Here is a 17,333-nt window from a genome sequence, read left to right on the forward strand (position 1 = left end):
CGGTGGCGGTGGCGGCGGCTGGGGCGGCTATGGCGGCGTGAATCACAGTAGCGGCTGGAGCGGCGGCTACCACGGCGGGTATCACGGCAGCTATCACGGCGGCGGCTGGTATCACGGCGGTTATTACCATGGCGGCTACTACCACGGCTACGGCTGGTATCACGGCGGCTACTATCACGGCTGGTATGGCTGCTGCGGTTCGGCGAGCGTCGGCTTCTACTTCGGCCCGGGATTCGTCTACGGCTATCCTTTCTATCCGTACTACTATCCGCCGTACATCGCGAGCATCTACTACCCCTACGTTTCCGGCGACTTCTCGCAGCCCACACAGTGGATCGAACAAGGCCAGGGCGAGGCCCAGGCCGAGCCCCAGTACGGCGGCGCCAATATGTACGATCAAAACGAGCAATACGGGCAAGGCGGGGGCCAGGGCGGGCAGGGTGGCGAGGCGCCATACGGCGTCTGGTACTACTGCGTCGCGTCACAGACCTACTACCCGTACGTGCGGACCTGCCCCGGCGGCTGGCAGCAGGTGCCCGCGCGGCCACCTGACAGTTGAATGACGGCGCGTCAGCGCACCGCGTAGCGTTCGGCGTCGGCGTGGCGGAACGTCAGGCCATGGCCGTGGCGCGCGAGGTCGGGCGCGATATGCCCGGCGCGCAGGCGCGGTGCGCCTTCGAACAGCATGGCCTCGATGCGCGCGTGATCGTGAAACCACTCGATATGCACGAGGCGGCGCGCCGCGCACGCCACGTGCAGATGGAGCGCCGGCGCGCAATGCGCCGAGAGCGGCGTATGCCACGCATCGCACAGCGCGTCGGCCTGCAGAAAGCCGGTGATGCCGCAGCAGCGCGTGGCGTCGGCCTGCAGTACGTCCACGGCGTGGCTTTCCAGCAGCTCGCGGCAGTCGTCGGCCGTGTAGGCGTATTCGCCCGCCGCGAGCGCCATGCGCGCGGGCAGGGCGGCGCGCAGCGCGGCGAGGCCGCGGCGGTCGTCCGAGGAGACCGGCTCTTCGAACCACTGCACGTCCTGTTGCGCGAAGCATTGCGCGAGCCGCTGTGCCTCCTTGATCTCATACGCACCGTTGGCGTCGACGAAGAGGCCCGTCGTGCTGCCTGTCGCCTGGCGCGCCGCTTCCACGCGCGCCGGATCGTCGCCCGGATGCGAGCCGACTTTCATCTTGACCCACGCGCAGCCGTCGTCCTCGACCCAGCCGCGCAGTTGCTTCGTGAGCGTTTTCAGGTCATAGCTCGTGAAGCCGCCGCTGCCGTACACCGGCACGCGCTCGCGCTGCATGCCGAGCAGCGCGCAAAGCGGAATGCCGAGCGCCTTCGCCTTGAGGTCCCAGAGCGCGGCATCGACTGCGGAAATGGCGCAGGCCGCGAGGCCCGGCCGGCCGATGTTGCGCACGGCCCGCTGCATTTCGAGGTTGATGCGCGCGATGTCGAAGAGGTCGTACTGGCGCACGGCGTCGCCGAGCACGCTCTCCACGAGCGCCGTGGCCCCCGCATGCGCATAGGTATAGCCCACGCCGGTGAAGCCGAGCGCGTCGATTTCGACCAGCACGAGCGTGGTGGAGCGCCAGGCGATGGTGCCGTCCGCTTCGGGGCGGTCGGTGGGGATCGTATAGGCGCGGGCTTCGAGGCGCGTGACTCGGGTTGCATTCATGGTGTCGGGGTGCATACCGGTTTCACAGCAGCTTGTCGAGCGTGATCGGCAGGTCGCGCACACGCTTGCCCGTGGCGTTGTAGATCGCGTTCGCCACCGCGGCGGCCACGCCCACCACGCCGATCTCACCCACGCCCTTCGCGCCGAGCGGATTCACCACGTCGTCGTGTTCGTCCACGAACAGCACGTCGATCTCGCCGATGTCGCGATTCACCGGCACGTGATATTCCGCGAGGTTGTGGTTCATGATGCGCCCGAGCGTATGGTCGAATTGCGCTTCCTCGTGCAGCGCCATGCCGATGCCCCACACCACGCCGCCGGCGATCTGGTTCGCGGCCGTCTTCGGGTTGACGATGCGGCCCGCCGCGACCGCGCTCACCACGCGCGCCACGCGCACCACGCCGAGCGCTTCGTCCACGCGCACTTCGGCGAACACGGCCGAATGCGTCGCCATGGAATACTGCTTCTGGAGCGCCTCGGGCTTGAGCGTGATCTGCTCTTCGAGCGTTTTCATGCCCGCGTCGGCGAGCACGTCGGCAATGCGGGCGCGCGTATCGGGCCGGCCGGCGCTCTCGCGCAAACACACCTCACCGCCTTCGATCACGAGCGCTTCGTCCAGCATGGCGGGGTCGAGATTGGCGAACGTCACGCCGCCGTGCGCGGGCAGCAGTTGCGCGAGGCGCGAGCGCAGCTGCGTGCAGGCAAGCGATGCGGCGCTGCCCACGGAAGCCACGGTCCACGAGCCGCCTTCGATCGGCGCGGGGGGCAATGCAGTGTCGCCGAGCGTGAAGTCCACGTCGTCGATGGCCATGTGCAGGGCGTCGGCGGCGATCTGCGAAATGGCGGTGTACGTGCCGGTGCCGATATCGGCCGTGCCGCTGGCGAGTTCGAGCCGGCCTTGCGCATTGAGCACGGCGCGCACGGTCGCTTCGGTCTGCAGCGCTTCCCAGATGCCCGTGGCCATGCCGTAGCCCACCAGTTCGTGGCCCTCGCGCATGGCTCGCGGCGTCGCAATGCGCGCGCCCCAGCCAAAACGCTCGGCGCCCTGCGCGTAGCAGTCGAGCAGCGCCTTGCTCGAATACGGCAACTGCTTGTTCGCGTCTTCGTCGGCGTAATTGCGGATGCGCAGTTCGAGCGGGTCCATGTTCAGCGCGACGGCCAGTTCGTCCATGGCGCATTCGAGCGCGTAGAGGCCTTGCGCGGCGCCGGGCGCGCGCATGTCGAGGGGCGTGTATACGTCGAGCCGCCCGAGCTTGTAGCCGAGCTGGACGTTCGGCGCGCGATAGAGCCGTCCCGTCCAGTTGACGACCACGTCGGTGAAGTCCTCGAACTGCGAGGTATCTCCCACGGCTTCGTGAATCATCGCTTCGAGGCGGCCGTCGCTTTGCGCGGCGAGCGCGACGTGCTGGATCGAGGCGGGCCGGTGCCCGAAGGTGAACATCTGTGCGCGCGTGAGCGCCACACGCACGGGCAGGCGCAGCGCGCGCGCCGCCATCATCGCGAGCGGCAGATGATATTGCGGCCGCAGGCCGGAGCCGAACGCGCCGCCCACAAACGGCGAAATCACGCGCACGCGGTCCTGCGTCAGGCCAAATGCCTTCATTAGGTACTGCTGAGTATTGCTCACGCCCTGGGTCTTCTCGTAGACGGTGTAGCGCCCGTCGGCGGAAGGCACGACGGTGCAGCCGTGCATCTCCATCGGCTGATGAAATTCCGTGGGCGTACTGTAAAACGCGTCGATGCGCGCGTGGGCGTGCGCGAGCGCCCGGTATGCGTGGCCGCGCGGTGCTGGCGGCGGTTCGAAGCCGCCCTTCTCGGTAGAGGGAATGACTGCGTTCTTCAGTACGCGGGCCAGTTCGGTCTGATGCGCCTCGCTGCGGTAGCGCACGCGCACGAGCGACGCGGCGTAGTGCGCGAGTTCGGGCGTTTGCGCCACCACGAGCGCGACGGGCTGGCCTGCGAAGGCAACGTGCGTGTCGGCGAGCGGGCGAAACGGTGTGCCGCCCGGTGCGATCTGATCCTTCCAGGCCGCGTCGTCTTCGGCGAGCGCGGGGCGGTTCTCGTGCGTGAGCACGTGCAGCACGCCTGGCAGCGCGAGCGCCGCCGACGCGTCGATGGCAACGATCTCGCCGCGCGCGATGGTGGCGTTGACGACGGCGCCGTGCACGAGCCCCGTGGCCGTGAATTCGGCGGCGTAGCGCGCGGCGCCCGTGACCTTGCTGCGGCCATCCACGCGCGAGAGCGGCGCGCCGATGCGTGCGACCGGGCTCGCGGCGCGGCGAGATTCATAGGCGGTACTCATGCTGATTCCTCCCCGGCGTCTGCTGCGCCGTCGCCCGCGGCACGGGGCGCCAGCGCCTGTTCGAATGCGCGCACGATCGCGCGCCGCGCGAGATCTACCTTGAACGCATTGCCGGAACGCGGGTCGGCGTGCGCGACCAGGGCGTCGGCGTAGCGCTCGATGGCGCGCGTATCGTCGGTAGCGCGGCCGATCAGTCGCTGTTCCGCTTCGCGGTCCCGCCAGGGCTTGTGCGCGACGCCGCCCAGCGCGCAGCCTAGCGCGCGCATCGTGCCGTCTTCGACGCGCACGCCGAGCGCGACCGAAACGAGCGCGAACGCATACGACTGGCGATCACGCAGCTTCAGATACTTGCAGTGCTGCGCATAGCCCTCGCGCGGCAGTTCGACGGCGGTGATCAGTTCCTCGTCGGCGAGCGTCGTTTCGCGGTGCGGCGTGTGGCCCGGCAGGCGGTGCAGGCTGTCGAAGGGCAGCGTGCGCGTGCCGCCCCGGCCCGCCACGTGCAGCGTGGCGTCGAGCGCTTCGAGCGCGACGCACATGTCCGATGGATGCGTGGCGATGCAGTGTTCGCTGGCGCCGAAGATTGCGTGCATGCGGTTCACGCCGTCCAGCGCGGCGCAGCCTGTGCCCGGCGCGCGCTTGTTGCAGCAGGTGGCGGGGTCGTAAAAGTAGAGGCAGCGCGTGCGCTGGAGCAGATTGCCGCCCACGGTCGCCGCGTTGCGGATCTGCGCGGATGCCCCGGCGAGCAGCGCCTGCGCGAGCAACGGATAGCGCTCGATCACGCGCGCGTCCCATGCCAGCGCGCTGTTGGTAGCGAGCGCGCCGATGTGCAGGCCGCCGTCCTTCGTCGCTTCGATGTCGCGCAGCGGCAGCCGTGTGATGTCGATGATCGCGGCGGGGCGCATGACGTCCTCGCGCATCAGATCGACGAGATTCGTGCCGCCGGCAAGGAACTCGGCGCCGGGGGTGACGTAGTGCAGGTGCACGGCGTCGGCTACGCTCTTCGCGCGCGCGTACGAGAAGCGGTTCATGGTGCGTCTCCTTCCTGTTCGCCGCTGGCGACGTGCTGCGCGCGGCGCACGCCTTCCACGGCGTTCGCGATGTTCACATACGCGCCACAGCGGCACAGGTTGCCGCTCATCTGCTCGCGCACGTCGTCGCGGCAATGCGCGTGGCCTTCGGCGAGCAGCCCGACGGCCGAGCAGATCTGGCCCGGCGTACAGTAGCCGCACTGAAACGCATCGTGGTCGATGAAGGCCTGCTGTACGGGATGTAGCGCGCCGTCCTGCGCGAGCCCTTCGATCGTCGTGATCTCCGCGCCGTCGTAAGACACGGCGAGCGCGAGACACGCGTTGATGCGCACGCCGTCCACGAGCACCGTGCACGCGCCGCACTGGCCGTGATCGCAACCTTTCTTCGTGCCGGTGAGATGAAGCTGCTCGCGCAGCAGGTCGAGCAGGCTGGTCCAGGGTTCGACGCGCAGCGCATGGTGCGCGTCGTTGATCGTGAGTTCGATCGGCACGGCTTCGGGCGGGCTCGCGGCTTCGCTGCGAAGATGCCTGTCTTCGTGTCTCGCCTTTGCGTCGTGTGTGCGCGGGGCGCGGGTGCGGGTGGCTGTGTGCATGACGGCCTCGTTGTCAGGGCGGGTTGGTCTGGGTGGTCGCGATCATGCGGTGCGCAATGCGCTTGCCTGGTGGTTGGGGGTGCGTTGCGATTGCGCCCTCGAACCTATAGCGGGTGCTCACCATGCTCGCGCAGTTCCGGCTCGAAAAACACCCAACGCACCGCGGGAAACGCCTCCTGCAAGTCGTTCTCGATACGGTCGATGATGCGCACCCGTTCGACGGCGTCGCAGCGCTCGGCGAGTTCGGCCTGCACCGCAACGAGCGGGTTGTCCGACCAGCCAGGACAGGCGAGCGCCGCGGTCCCGCGCGCCGTCTACTCCGCGTCGCGCCCCATCAGAACCCCGGGATGTCGCGCGCCGCAACGTCCATTGCCTCGATCCATGCCGCCATCGTGTGCTCCCGTCCTCGCGTTCCTTATTGCGGGCAGGCGCGCAAATCGCGTGCCGTGGGCCCGCGTTGGGGCGCGTGTGCCAGCGCGAGCTCAACGGCACAACGCTTGCGCTCCCGGTGGCATTCGCGCTCGTCTACACCTTGCGGCGAGCCCATCGGAACACTCACCAGGAGCCCACCCATGCCACACCGCAATCGCCCCCGCGGCAAGCATCAGCCCACCGACGCGAAATCGCAGAGCCTCGAAGCGTTCCGCGCGCAAGCGGACGGCGAGGCGCTGCGCACCAACCAGGGCGTGAAGATCGCCGACAACCAGAACACCTTGCGTGCGGGCGCGCGCGGCCCTTCGCTGCTCGAAGACTTCATCATGCGCGAGAAGATCACGCACTTCGACCACGAACGGATTCCCGAGCGCATCGTGCACGCGCGCGGTTCCGCCGCGCATGGGGTTTTTCGCGTGTATGAGTCGCAAGCCGAACTCACGCGCGCGGGCTTTTTGCAGGACCCCGCGAAGGAAACGCCTGTCTATGTGCGCTTTTCGACCGTGCAGGGCCCGCGCGGCTCCTCGGACACCGTGCGCGACATCCGCGGCTTCGCCACGAAGTTCTACACGGAGGAGGGCAATTTCGATCTGGTGGGCAATAACGTGCCGGTGTTCTTCATTCAGGACGCGATCAAGTTTCCCGACTTCGTGCATGCCGTGAAGCCCGAAGCCCCCGACGAAATGCCCACAGGCGGCACCGCCCACGATACGTTCTGGGACTTCGTCTCGCTCGTGCCGGAAAGCGCCCATACGGTCATCTGGGCCATGTCCGACCGCGCGATACCGCGCAGCCTGCGCACCATGGAAGGATTCGGAGTGCATACGTTTCGCTTCGTCAACGCCAAAGGCCGCGCGCGTTTCATCAAGTGGCACTGGCGGCCCGTGCTGGGTGCCTACTCGCTGCTCTGGGACGAAGCGCAGAAAATTGCGGGCAAGGACCCCGACTTTCATCGGCGCGACTTGTGGGAGGCGATCGAGCGCGGCGACTATCCCGAGTTCGAGCTGGGCGTGCAGGTCATCGAGGAGAGCGACGAGCACAAATTCGACTTCGATCTGCTCGATCCGACCAAACTCGTGCCCGAAGAAGAGGTGCCGGTGAAGATCATCGGCAAGATGACGCTCAACCGCAATCCGGACAACTTCTTCGCGGAAACGGAGCAGGTCGCGTTCCATCCAGGCCATATCGTGCCGGGTATCGATTTCACGAACGACCCCTTGCTTCAAGGGCGTTTGTTCTCCTATACCGATACGCAGATCAGCCGTCTTGGCGGCCCGAATTTTCACGAGATTCCGATCAACCGGCCGGTTTGCCCGTACCAGAACAATCAGCGCGACGCGATGCACCGGCAGACCCTCAACGTCGGCCAGGCGTCGTACGAACCGAATTCGGTGAGCGGCGGCTGGCCCAAGGAAACGCAGCCGAAGGACGGCGGCTTCGAAAGCTACCAGGAACGCATGGATGGCGTGAAAATCCGCGTGCGCAGCGAGTCGTTCGCGGACCACTTCTCGCAGGCCACGATGTTCTACAACAGCATGTCGGAGCCGGAGAAGGAACATATCAAGGCCGCCTATACCTTCGAACTGGGCAAGGTCACGAAGCCAGAAATACGCGAACGCCAGGTCAACGCCATTCTCGCGAATATCGACGCAGACCTCGCCGCAAGCGTGGCGCAGGCGCTCGGCTTGCCGAAGCCAAAAGCGGGCGCCAAGCCCCGTAAGCCGCGCACGGCCAGCTCGCCCTCGCTCAGCCTGCTCAACCGCGTGCAGCCCGGCATCAAGACGCGCAAGATCGCCTTGCTCACCGCGCCCGGCGCGGATCCGGCCATGCTCAAGCGGTTGCGCGATGCCTTTGCGCTGGAAGGCGCAACAGCGCTCGTCATCGCGCCCACGCTCGCGCCGATCGGCGATATCGCGCCCGACGCGACCCTCACCGGCATGCCTTCCGTCATGTTCGACGCGGTGTTCGTCCCCGGCGGCGAGAAGGCCACGGAGGCACTGACGCAGTCGGGCGATGCGCGTCACTTCGTGCTCGAAGCGTTCAAGCATCTGAAGGTGATCGGTGCGGTCGATACGGGGCGGCTCGTGCTTTCCGCCGCGCAGTTGCCCGATCACGCGGACGGCGTCGCGAGCGGCGACGAAGCCGATCTCAAGCGCGTGCTCAAGGAATTCGTCGAAGCGGCCGGGCAGCATCGCGTGTGGTCGCGCGTGGCGCAGACGCTGGCGGTGCCGGCGTGAGCGCGGGTGGGAGGGAAAGATCAAATGGACAAGCCAGGTACACGACCGAAAAACGCGCGCACGCTGTTGTGGGCGTGGCGGCCGCTGCTCGGCCGCGGGAGAGGCACGCGATTGGGACATCGCTGTCTAGCTAAATGATTCGGACCATCCGCAAGGAGAACGGCACATGGCGACCATCACGGTGAGCGACTTCATCATCGAGCGTCTGCACGAATGGGGTGTGCGGCGCATCTACGGCTATCCCGGCGACGGCATCAACGGCATGTTCGGCGCGCTGCAGCGCGCGCAGGGCAAGATCGAATTCGTGCAGGCGCGCCACGAGGAAATGGCCGCCTTCATGGCGAGCGCGCACGCCAAGTTCACGGGCGAACTGGGCGTGTGCATCGCCACCTCGGGGCCGGGCGCGGCGCACCTGCTCACGGGGCTCTACGATGCGCGGCTCGACCACATGCCCGTGCTCGCCATTACAGGCCAGCAGGCGCGCGCCGCGCTCGGCGCGCATTATCAGCAGGAGCTCGACCTCGTCTCCATGTTCAAGGACGTCGCGGGCGCCTACGTGCAGCAGCCCAGCGTGCCCGCGCAGGTGCGCCACGTCGTGGACCGCGCGGTGCGCATCGCGCTCTCGCGGCGCACGGTCACGGCCATGGTGCTGCCCAACGACCTGCAGGAGCTCGAATACGAGCCGCCCGCGCGCAAGCACGGCACGGCGCATTCTGGCGTGGGCTATTCCGCGCCCGAGGTGGTGCCGCGCGAAGCGGACCTCAAGCGCGCGGCCGAGGTGCTCAACGCGGGCCACCGGGTGGCGATACTCGTCGGCGCGGGCGCGCTGCGCGCCGGCGACGACGTGGTCGCCGTGGCAGAGCGCCTGCACGCGGGCGTTGCGAAAGCGCTGCTCGGCAAGGCCGTCCTGCCAGACGACATTCCCTGGGTGACAGGCAGCATCGGCCTGCTCGGCACCAAGCCGACCGACGAGATGATGTCCTCATGCGACACCTTGCTGATGGTCGGCTCCGGCTTTCCATATTCGGAATTCCTGCCGAAGGAAGGCGACGCGCGCGCGGTGCAGATCGACATCGACGCGGGCATGCTCAGCGTGCGCTACCCGATGGAGGTGAGCCTCGTGGGCGACAGCGCGGCCACGCTGCGCGCGCTCTTGCCGCTGCTCGAGCAGAAGAACGCCACGAGCTGGCGCAACCGCCTCATCCATGCGGGCGAACGCTGGCAGCGCGTGCTCGAGGAGCGCGCGCACGCGGCGACGAGCGGCAAGGTGAACCCGCAGCGCGTGGTGACCGAGCTTTCGCCGCGCCTGCCCGACGGCGCGATCGTCACGAGCGACTCGGGTTCGTGCGCGAACTGGTATGCGCGCGACCTCAAGATCCGGCGCGGCATGATGTGTTCGCTGTCGGGCGGTCTCGCCTCGATGGGGGCGGCGGTTCCGTACGCGATCGCGGCGAAGTTCGCGCATCCCGAGCGGCCCGTGATCGCGCTCGTGGGCGACGGCGCCATGCAGATGAACAACATGGCCGAACTCGTGACAGTGGCGAAGTACTGGCGCCAGTGGACGAGCCCCCGCTGGATCTGTTGCGTGTTCAACAACGAGGACCTGAATCAGGTCACCTGGGAGCAGCGCGTGATGCAGGGCGACGCGAAATTCGAAGCCTCGCAGGACATTCCCAACGTGCCGTATCACCGTTTTGCGGAGCTGGTGGGGCTCACGGGCATCTACGTGGACAACGCGGAGCAGCTGGGCGACGCCTGGGAGCAGGCGCTTGCTTCGCCGCGGCCTGTGGTGCTCGAAGTGAAGACCGATCCCGACGTGCCGCCGCTGCCGCCGCATGTGACGATCGAGCAGGCGCGCCATTTCGCGCGCGCGCTCATGGAAGGCGACCCGGACGAGGGCGGCATGATTGCCAACACGGCGCGCCAGGTGATGGCGAGCGTCATCCCGGGCAAGAAGTGATGCGCGCACAAGGAGTCATTGATGGACGGCCGGGACGATGCTCGCGGCGCGCCTTTGATCGCGCGTTGATTGACTACGTTGCGCGAATGCGGCGCTGCGAGACGTCATCCAGTGCGTGACCGGGACCACTCGGCGCAAGCCAATGGTGCGCCTCGCACGCGTTTCAAGCCTTACGCGTAATCGATGCAAGCTGGCGCCGGGGCCACTGCAACGCGAAACGACGGTGCGAAGCCATCGTAGAGGGACATGCCCTCATTGTGCTTGCAAACCTTTCGGGAATCCGAAGTGCTTGCGCAAGCTTGATCGCGCCCATTCGCGCGCCCTAGTCCATGACACGAACACCCCTCATCGAAGATTACGCATTGCTTGCCGATGGCCGCAGCGCAGCGCTGCTCGCTCGCGAAGGCTCGATCGACTGGCTCTGCTGGCCGCGTTTCGACAGCGAACCCTGCTTTGCTGCGCTGCTCGGCGGCGAAGCGGATGGCCATTGGCGCCTTGCGCCCGCCGGTCCGTCGCGCAGCGCGAGCCGCAGCTACCAGCGCGATACGCTCGTGGTCGAAACCGGCTGGGAGGGCGCGCACGGCAGCGCGCGCGTGATCGATTTCATGGTGGCCGAGACCGGCGAGGCGTGCATCATGCGCATTGTCGAAGGCGCGCACGGCAGTGTGGATATGCACATGCTCATGCAGCCGCGAGGCGCCGATGGGCCCGCTGCGCCAGCCACGATGGACGCTAGCGGCGCGGCGACCCTGCACGCAGCGTGTGGCCCAATGACCTTGCGCGCGGATGTGCCATTGCGCGTTCACGCGCAGGCGCTCGAAGCCGCGTTCACCGTGCGCGCCGGCGAGCGCTTCGTTTTCACGCTATGCCAGGGCGAGGCCGTGGGCGTCGATCCGGCATCCTCCGTCACGGCGCTGCACGACACGCAGCGCCACTGGCGCCGCTGGATCGACCACTTCGACAACGATCGCACGCTCTGGCCGCAAGCGGTGCGGCGCTCGCTCCTCACGCTCTACGCGCTGGTCTACCGCCCCACGGGCGCGATGGTCGCCGCGCCCACCACGTCTTTGCCCGAGGCGCCGGGCGGCGAGCTCAACTGGGACTATCGCTATTGCTGGTTGCGCGACGCGAGCTTCGCGCTGGAAGCGCTGCTCGAAGCGGGCTTTCACGACGAAGCGCGTGCCTGGCGCGACTGGCTGCTGCGCACGATCGGCCACGCGCGCGGACGTATTCACGTCATGTATTGCGTGGATGGCAGCCACGTGCCGCGCGAGCGCGAGCTCGAGCGCCTCGCGGGCTGGCAGGGTGCGAGGCCCGTGCGCTTCGGCAATGCGGCATGCACGCAGTATCAGCCGGATGTGTTCGGCGAGGCGTTCGATTGCCTCTATCTCACGCGGCGCGCCGGCATCGTTGCGGCGCAGGAGGAAGCCGAATTCGAAGCGCGCTTGATCGGCTGGCTGCTCGATCATGGCGCCAAGCAGGGCTCGGGAATCTGGGAGACGCGTGGCCACGCACGGCACTACACGCTCTCGCGCGTCATGGCGTGGGTGGCGCTCGACCGCTTCATCAAACATTGGTGTGAAGAGGGTCCGGGCGTGGGCGACCCGCTCGTGCAACGCGCACTGCAGATGCGCAGGGCCCTGCACGAAGAGGTTTGCGAACGCGGCTGGAACGCCCGGCGCGGCGCCTTCGTGCGCGGTTACGGCGAAGAGGCGCTCGATGCGAGCGTGCTCCTCATGCCGCTGGTAGGCTTCATGCGCGCCGACGAGCCGCGCATGTCGGCCACCATCGACGTGATTCGCGCGGAGCTCGGCGAAGGCGGGCTGATTCGACGTTGGCGGCGCGGCGGAGACGAAGCGCCCGACGAAGGCACCTTCCTCGCGTGCTCGTGCTGGATGGCCGACTGTCTGTACCTGCGCGGCGACCGGGACGAGGCCGTCGCCCAGTTCGAGCGCGTGCTCGCCGTGGCCAACGACGTCGGTTTGCTCGCCGAAGAATATGACGTGGGCGCGCAAAGGCTGGCGGGCAATTTTCCTCAGGCGCTCAGTCATCTCGCCGTGGTGAAGACGGCGATGCTGCTGAGCGGCTCGGCGAAAGGCCATCGCCGCGCCAGGTGAGCCGGCGCGAGCACATCGCTGTGCTCATCGCTCGATCGACCCCGACGCTTCTTCGTGCACTCGCGCCACGAGCGAGGAAAGCACGGTTTCCACGGCGTCGTCGCCGGGGGCGCCTGCCAGCGCACTTCGAACGAAGCGTCGAGGCGCTGGTGCGATGCGGTTTCCGCCGTGAGATGCGTGACACCGAGCAGCACCACGCGGCAGCGGCGTCCTCGCAACGCGTCGTCGAACAGCTTGCGGGCATCGTCGCCGGCATCGTGCCCTAGCGTGATGTAAGCGCGTTTGCCGCGCGGCAGGCGATGCTCGATGTGCTCGACGCCATGCAGAACGAACAGCACGTTCACCTGAAGCATGGCGAGGCAGGCGGCGAGGCACACGAGCAAGCTCGTGCGCAGCCCGGGCGCGTTGCCGGCTTCGCCGCGATTCAGGCCGATCAGCGCGCCGGCCCACGATGGCCACGATCAGCCGGGCCGCGAAATCGGGCCAGGTAACGACGAGCGGCATCGGGTTCATGAGGGCTGCGGGGTTCATTGCGGGTTCAGGGCATAGTGACGCAAAAATGCGCGCAAGCCGTATGCCCTTGCGCTGCGCCTCGCGCTAGTGTGTGTAAGTCAACGGTGGATCGCGTCGCGCAGCCGCGTGACTTCGGCGGGCGCGATGGGCGGGGCGTTGTTGCCCCACGCGCCGCGCACGAAGCTCGCCACCTGGGCGACTTCGCTGTCCGTGAACTGCGTGCGGAACGCGGGCATCTTGCGCGGCGTGCCGCCGTTGCTGGTTTGCGGACTCTGGCTGCCTTCGACGATGAGGCGCAGCACGCTGGTCGCGTCGGACGAGAGCGCGAGTGCACTGCCCGCAAGCGGCGGCGCCTTGTCGGGTTTGCCGGCGCCGTCGGCGCCGTGGCATTTCGCGCAGTACGAAAGATAGAGGCCCGCGCCAGGCCGCTCTGGCGTGCCGTCGTGCAGCGCCGCCATGGTCGAGGCGCGCGCGGCGGCGGAATCGGCGTACTGGCCGCTCGCCTCGCGTGCGGGCAGCGACTTCAGATAGGTGGCGATGGCGTGCAGATCGTCGTCGCCCAGGTATTGCGTGCTTGCGCCCACCACGGGCGCCATGGCGCCGAACGCATAGGCGCGGTCGTTGTGGCCGTCGCGCAGGAACGCGGCGATGTCGTCGGCGCTCCAGCGGCCAAGACCGCTGCCGGGGTCGCCCGTGAGATTCGGCGCGTACCAGTGGTCGGTCACGCCGCCCGTGAGGTAGAGCGGGCTGCTTTGCGTATAGCCCATTTCGTTGTAGGCGGGCCCGCGCGGCGTGTGGCACGCCCCGCAGTGGCCGAGACCCTGCACGAGCCACGCACCGCGATTCCACTGCGCGGAGTGCGCGGGGTCGGGCTCGAAGCGGCCATGTTGTGCGAACGCGAGACGCCAGAACAGCATCACCCAGCGCTGGTTGAACGGAAACGGCAGATGCGTTTGCGGCACGGTGTTCGGCACCGGCTTCACGCCATACATGAAATACTGGTAGAGCGCATTCACGTCGCTTGCGTGGAGCGCCGCAAACGACGGATAAGGCATCGCCGGATAGAGCCGCTTGCCGCCACGTGCCTCGCCGCGCTGCAAGGCCGCGGCGAACTGCGCGGGCGTGTAGTCGCCGATGCCGTGCACGGGGTCGGGCGTGATGTTGCTCGCGTAGATCGGACCGAACGGCGAATTCACGGCGAGACCGCCGGCGAAGGGCTCACGTTTGGCGGAATCGTGGCACGAGGCGCAATCGCCCGCCTTTGCGAGCTTTTCGCCGAGCGCGATCTGGGCGGCATCGGGCGGCGGTTTCGTCGTCGCAAACGGCTCGTCGCGGTGGCAGCCGGCGAGCAGCACGAGGGCGGCGAGCCAAGCGCTCGAACGGGCGCGCGCATTCATCGCAGCGCCCCGCATAACCGTTCGAGCGGCAACGCGAACAGCACCGATATCGTGAACACGAGCGCGATCGTGAATGCGACGGCAACGGCGGTGCTGCTCCACGCGAGAAAGCGGAAGGTGTCCCGCTGCGGCGTGTTGACGGCGGCGCTTTCGCGCCACGTGCGCCGCGCCAGCAGCGCGCCGGTGAGCGCCAGCGCGAACGCGGCGGCGGAGACGAGTGCAAGTGTCCAGTGCACGACCTGCCAGGGCTCGCCATTGCGTTGCGGGACGCCGCCCGCGCAGGCGGTGGCCGCGAGCGTCTGGCAGAACAGCACGTGGCCCGCCCAGATGGCCGGCACGCCAAAAATGCCGTACCACACGGCAATATGATGCCGGAGCGTGGGTCTCGTGAGCGCGGGAACGGGCGCTGGCGGGGCCGGTGGCGCGGGAGCGGCGGGTGGCATCATCGTCCTCGCATCCAGTAAGGCGAGAGATAGAGCACGGAGAAGATGATGAGCCACACCACATCGACGAAGTGCCAGTACAGGCCGCCAATGGTGAGCGCCGCATCGCGTCTGCCGTCGAAATAGCCGCGCGCGATCCAGAACGCGAGCGCGGCGAGCATCAGCACGCCCGCCATCACGTGGGCCATGTGAAAGCCCGTAATCGTGAAGTAGAGCGAACCATACAGGTTCGTCGCAAGCCCATAGGGCCGGCCGTGCCACTCGAAGAACTGGATCGTGACGAACGCGACGCCGAGCGCAATGCCGACGATCATCGACCAGAACGCGGGCCACGAACGCGTGCGCCGCACGAACGCCCCCGCGAGCCACACGAACACGCTGCTCGTGAGCAGCAGCGCCGTGTTCAGTCCGCTCATGCCGAGCTTGGGCAGGCCTTCGGGCGGCCAGGGCTGCGCGCTCTGCGAAGCGAGATAGAGGTACGAGAAGATCAGATAGCCGAACAGCGCGGTTTCCGTCACGACGAGCGTGAGCACGCCCCACCAGCCGCCCGCATGTTCGCCGGCGCTGCCAACGGGCAGCGCGAGGGTTTCGTCTTCGCTTCGGATCGCGGTCGTCTCGGCGACTTTGCCGGCGGGCGTCGTGCCTTGCGGCGCAAACGGTTCGCGCTGACCGAGCGAGCGTCGCGGCCACAACCACGAGAGCAGCGCGAGTCCGCACGCGAGCCCGGCGAGCGCGGTGAACGAAGTCGAATGGAACAGCAGCCCGACGAACGCGAGCGTCGAGGCCACGCCCAGCACGAAGGGCGCGTAGCTGTCTTCGGGCATTTTGAGGATGACGTCGGGTTCGCCCGTGAGCGGCGTGACGCCCAGCGCCTCGCGCCCGCGATGGAGCAGGTAGCCCGGGCGCGGCACGTTCGCGTCGGGCTGCCACAGCGGGTCTCGCGAGCGCACGCTCGGCAGGATCGCGAAGTTGTAGGGAGGCGGCGGCGACGAGGTCGCCCACTCGAGGCCCGCCGCATTCCACGGGTTCGCGCTCGCGCGAGCGCCGCGCCGCGCGCTCACGAGCGCATTGCCGATGAACATGGCGATGCCGATGGCGAACACAAACGCGCCGATGCTCGTGAGCAGATTGGCCGTGTCCCAGCCCATGCCTTCCGGGTAGGTATAGATGCGGCGCGGCATGCCGAGCAGACCCGAGATGTGCATCGGGAAAAAGCCCAGATTGAAGCCGACGAACGTGACCCAGAAGGTCCATTTACCGAAGCGCTCGTTCATGAGCCTTCCTGTGAACTTCGGGAACCAGTACGTGAGGCCGCCCAGCACCGGAAACACGTTGATACCGAGCAGCACGTAGTGGAGGTGGGCCACGACGAAGTAGGTGTCGGTGAGTTGCCAGTCGAGCGGCACGGCGGCGGTCATCACGCCCGAAACGCCGCCCACGGTGAACATCAGCACGAATCCCGCGAAGTAATAGAAGGGCATCCTGAACACGGGCCTGCCGGTCCAGATCGTGGCGATCCATGCGAACACGGCAATCGCGCTCGGCACGGAAATCACCATGCTGGCGGCGCCGAAGAAGGCCAGCGCGAGTGGCGGCAGGCCTGTGGCGAACATGTGATGGAGCCACACTTCGAAGCCCACGAGCATGGTCGCGACCGTTGAGAGCGCAACGGCCGCGTAGGCGACAATGGGGCGGCGGCAGAACGTGGGCAGCGCGTCGGATACGATGCCCATGGCGGGCAGCACGACCACGTAGACCCACGGGTGCGCGAAGATCCAGAAGAGGTGTTGCCACAGCAGGGGGCGCCCGTCGGCAGTGGTGTCGAAGAAGTGCGAGCCCGCGTTGCGGTCGAGCCAGAGCATGAAGAACGCGACGCTCACGGAGGGCACGGCGAGCAGATTGGCGGCCGAAGCCGTGAGCGTGCCCCAGACGAGAATGGGCAGACGCGCCACCGACATGCCGCTGGCGCGCATGCGCAGGAACGTGATGACGAAGTTCCCCGCGCCCACCGTGGCGGAAATGCCGAGCAGCACCATGCCGAGCGCGTAGACGTCGATGTTCGGCCCGGGGTCGTAGGCGGCGGTGGAAAGCGGCACGTAGTTGAACCAGCCGGCATTGGCGCCCTGTCCTGCGGGAAAGCTCGCGTAGAGCAGAATGCCCGCACCGAGAAAGAGCCAGTACGAGAGGGCGTTCAGGCGCGGGAACGCCATGTCGCGCGAGCCGAGCACAAGCGGCCAGAGGTAGTTCGAAAAGCCGCTCAGCACGGGTAGTGCGTAGAGAAAGATCATCGTCACGCCGTGCATCGTGAAGAGTTGGTCGTATTGCTGGGGCGTGAGCAGCGTTTCGTTGGGGCGCGCGAGCTGCGCACGCATGATGAGCGCTTCCACGCCGCCCAGCACGAGAAACACGAACGCCGTGACGAGGTAGCGGAGGCCGATGGTCTTGTGATCCACCGTGGAGAGCCAGCCGCGCCACCCGGGGCGGGTTTCCCAGATCTCCTCGAGGCGGCGCAAGGTGGCTTCGTCGAGCGGCGCCGTGCCCGTTTCCGGCACGCGCGAGAGGCGCCCCGCGCGCGGGCGGCGCGGCACCGTCGCGCTGGCGGGACGCTCGGATGCTGGAGGAGAGGCCGGGATATCGTTCATG

General features: G+C 67.6%; 13 protein-coding genes and 1 pseudogene. 4 read left to right on the forward strand and 10 right to left on the reverse strand.

Annotated features, from left to right (window positions below; translation table 11 throughout):
• Positions 1-559 (forward strand): hypothetical protein (locus M3I56_RS31445; protein ID WP_254357250.1); only part of this gene is annotated, 559 nt, incomplete at its 5' end.
• 11 nt (positions 560-570) lie between these two features.
• On the opposite strand, the gene M3I56_RS31450 is transcribed toward M3I56_RS31445, so the two are convergent.
• The 5 genes from M3I56_RS31450 to M3I56_RS31470 form a co-directional block, all read right to left on the reverse strand.
• On the reverse strand, positions 571-1,668 hold the full coding sequence (locus tag M3I56_RS31450; protein ID WP_254357251.1) for an enolase C-terminal domain-like protein: 1,098 nt from the start codon (positions 1,666-1,668) through the stop codon (positions 571-573).
• Positions 1,669-1,690: 22 nt separating this feature from the next.
• Positions 1,691-3,970: a xanthine dehydrogenase family protein molybdopterin-binding subunit gene (locus tag M3I56_RS31455; protein WP_254357252.1), complete on the reverse strand. Its 2,280-nt coding sequence runs from the start codon at positions 3,968-3,970 to the stop codon at positions 1,691-1,693.
• Positions 3,967-4,998: a xanthine dehydrogenase family protein subunit M gene (locus tag M3I56_RS31460; RefSeq protein WP_254357253.1), complete on the reverse strand. Its 1,032-nt coding sequence runs from the start codon at positions 4,996-4,998 to the stop codon at positions 3,967-3,969. The genes M3I56_RS31455 and M3I56_RS31460 overlap by 4 nt, the downstream gene beginning before the upstream one ends.
• A complete protein-coding gene (locus M3I56_RS31465; RefSeq protein WP_254357254.1) occupies positions 4,995-5,591 on the reverse strand; it encodes a (2Fe-2S)-binding protein in 597 nt (198 codons plus the stop codon). Before M3I56_RS31465 ends, M3I56_RS31460 begins: the two co-directional genes overlap by 4 nt.
• A 104-nt stretch (positions 5,592-5,695) precedes the next feature.
• Positions 5,696-5,845: a hypothetical protein gene (locus M3I56_RS31470; RefSeq protein ID WP_254357255.1), complete on the reverse strand. Its 150-nt coding sequence runs from the start codon at positions 5,843-5,845 to the stop codon at positions 5,696-5,698.
• A 318-nt stretch (positions 5,846-6,163) separates the two neighbouring features.
• On the opposite strand from M3I56_RS31470, the gene katE reads away from it, so the two are divergent.
• From katE to M3I56_RS31485, 3 genes are all read left to right on the forward strand, one after another.
• Entirely contained in the window at positions 6,164-8,260 is a 2,097-nt protein-coding gene (gene katE / locus M3I56_RS31475) for a catalase HPII (protein WP_254357256.1), read from the forward strand.
• A 166-nt stretch (positions 8,261-8,426) separates the two neighbouring features.
• Positions 8,427-10,220: a thiamine pyrophosphate-requiring protein gene (locus M3I56_RS31480; RefSeq protein ID WP_254357257.1), complete on the forward strand. Its 1,794-nt coding sequence runs from the start codon at positions 8,427-8,429 to the stop codon at positions 10,218-10,220.
• A 329-nt stretch (positions 10,221-10,549) separates the two neighbouring features.
• Entirely contained in the window at positions 10,550-12,337 is a 1,788-nt protein-coding gene (locus M3I56_RS31485; RefSeq protein ID WP_254357258.1) for a glycoside hydrolase family 15 protein, read from the forward strand.
• Here the strand turns inward: M3I56_RS31485 and M3I56_RS31490 are convergent.
• The 5 genes and pseudogenes from M3I56_RS31490 to ctaD all read right to left on the reverse strand — a co-directional run bounded on the left by M3I56_RS31490 (position 12,268) and on the right by ctaD (position 17,332).
• The gene (locus tag M3I56_RS31490; RefSeq protein WP_375541822.1) at positions 12,268-12,714 is read right to left on the reverse strand and encodes a hypothetical protein; all 447 of its coding nucleotides are present in this window, start codon (positions 12,712-12,714) and stop codon (positions 12,268-12,270) included. The two genes, M3I56_RS31485 and M3I56_RS31490, sit on opposite strands and share 70 nt — an antisense overlap.
• A 9-nt stretch (positions 12,715-12,723) precedes the next feature.
• Positions 12,724-12,774: pseudogene (locus M3I56_RS41760) on the reverse strand (hypothetical protein); the annotation flags it as partial.
• Positions 12,775-12,948: 174 nt separating this feature from the next.
• A complete protein-coding gene (locus M3I56_RS31495; RefSeq protein WP_254357259.1) occupies positions 12,949-14,247 on the reverse strand; it encodes a cytochrome c in 1,299 nt (432 codons plus the stop codon).
• Positions 14,244-14,693 carry a hypothetical protein gene (locus M3I56_RS31500; RefSeq protein WP_254357260.1) on the reverse strand — a complete coding sequence of 150 codons (450 nt, stop codon included), beginning with the start codon at positions 14,691-14,693 and terminating at the stop codon, positions 14,244-14,246. The genes M3I56_RS31495 and M3I56_RS31500 overlap by 4 nt, the downstream gene beginning before the upstream one ends.
• On the reverse strand, positions 14,690-17,332 hold the full coding sequence (ctaD, locus tag M3I56_RS31505; RefSeq protein ID WP_254357261.1) for a cytochrome c oxidase subunit I: 2,643 nt from the start codon (positions 17,330-17,332) through the stop codon (positions 14,690-14,692). Before ctaD ends, M3I56_RS31500 begins: the two co-directional genes overlap by 4 nt.
• Position 17,333: the final 1 nt, after the last annotated feature.

The sequence above is a fragment of the Paraburkholderia sp. CNPSo 3281 genome (assembly GCF_024206515.1).
GTDB classification, from domain to species: domain Bacteria; phylum Pseudomonadota; class Gammaproteobacteria; order Burkholderiales; family Burkholderiaceae; genus Paraburkholderia; species Paraburkholderia nodosa.

Excerpts from the sequence above, each read along its gene's own strand:
- M3I56_RS31450 (WP_254357251.1), bottom strand. The coding sequence starts at position 1,668 with ATGAATGCAACCCGAGTCACGCGCCTCGAAGCCCGCGCCTATACGATC.
- M3I56_RS31455 (WP_254357252.1), bottom strand. The coding sequence starts at position 3,970 with ATGAGTACCGCCTATGAATCTCGCCGCGCCGCGAGCCCGGTCGCACGC.
- M3I56_RS31460 (WP_254357253.1), bottom strand. The coding sequence starts at position 4,998 with ATGAACCGCTTCTCGTACGCGCGCGCGAAGAGCGTAGCCGACGCCGTG.
- M3I56_RS31465 (WP_254357254.1), bottom strand. The coding sequence starts at position 5,591 with ATGCACACAGCCACCCGCACCCGCGCCCCGCGCACACACGACGCAAAG.
- katE (WP_254357256.1), top strand. The coding sequence starts at position 6,164 with ATGCCACACCGCAATCGCCCCCGCGGCAAGCATCAGCCCACCGACGCG.
- M3I56_RS31480 (WP_254357257.1), top strand. The coding sequence starts at position 8,427 with ATGGCGACCATCACGGTGAGCGACTTCATCATCGAGCGTCTGCACGAA.
- M3I56_RS31485 (WP_254357258.1), top strand. The coding sequence starts at position 10,550 with ATGACACGAACACCCCTCATCGAAGATTACGCATTGCTTGCCGATGGC.
- M3I56_RS31495 (WP_254357259.1), bottom strand. The coding sequence starts at position 14,247 with ATGAATGCGCGCGCCCGTTCGAGCGCTTGGCTCGCCGCCCTCGTGCTG.
- M3I56_RS31500 (WP_254357260.1), bottom strand. The coding sequence starts at position 14,693 with ATGATGCCACCCGCCGCTCCCGCGCCACCGGCCCCGCCAGCGCCCGTT.
- ctaD (WP_254357261.1), bottom strand. The coding sequence starts at position 17,332 with ATGAACGATATCCCGGCCTCTCCTCCAGCATCCGAGCGTCCCGCCAGC.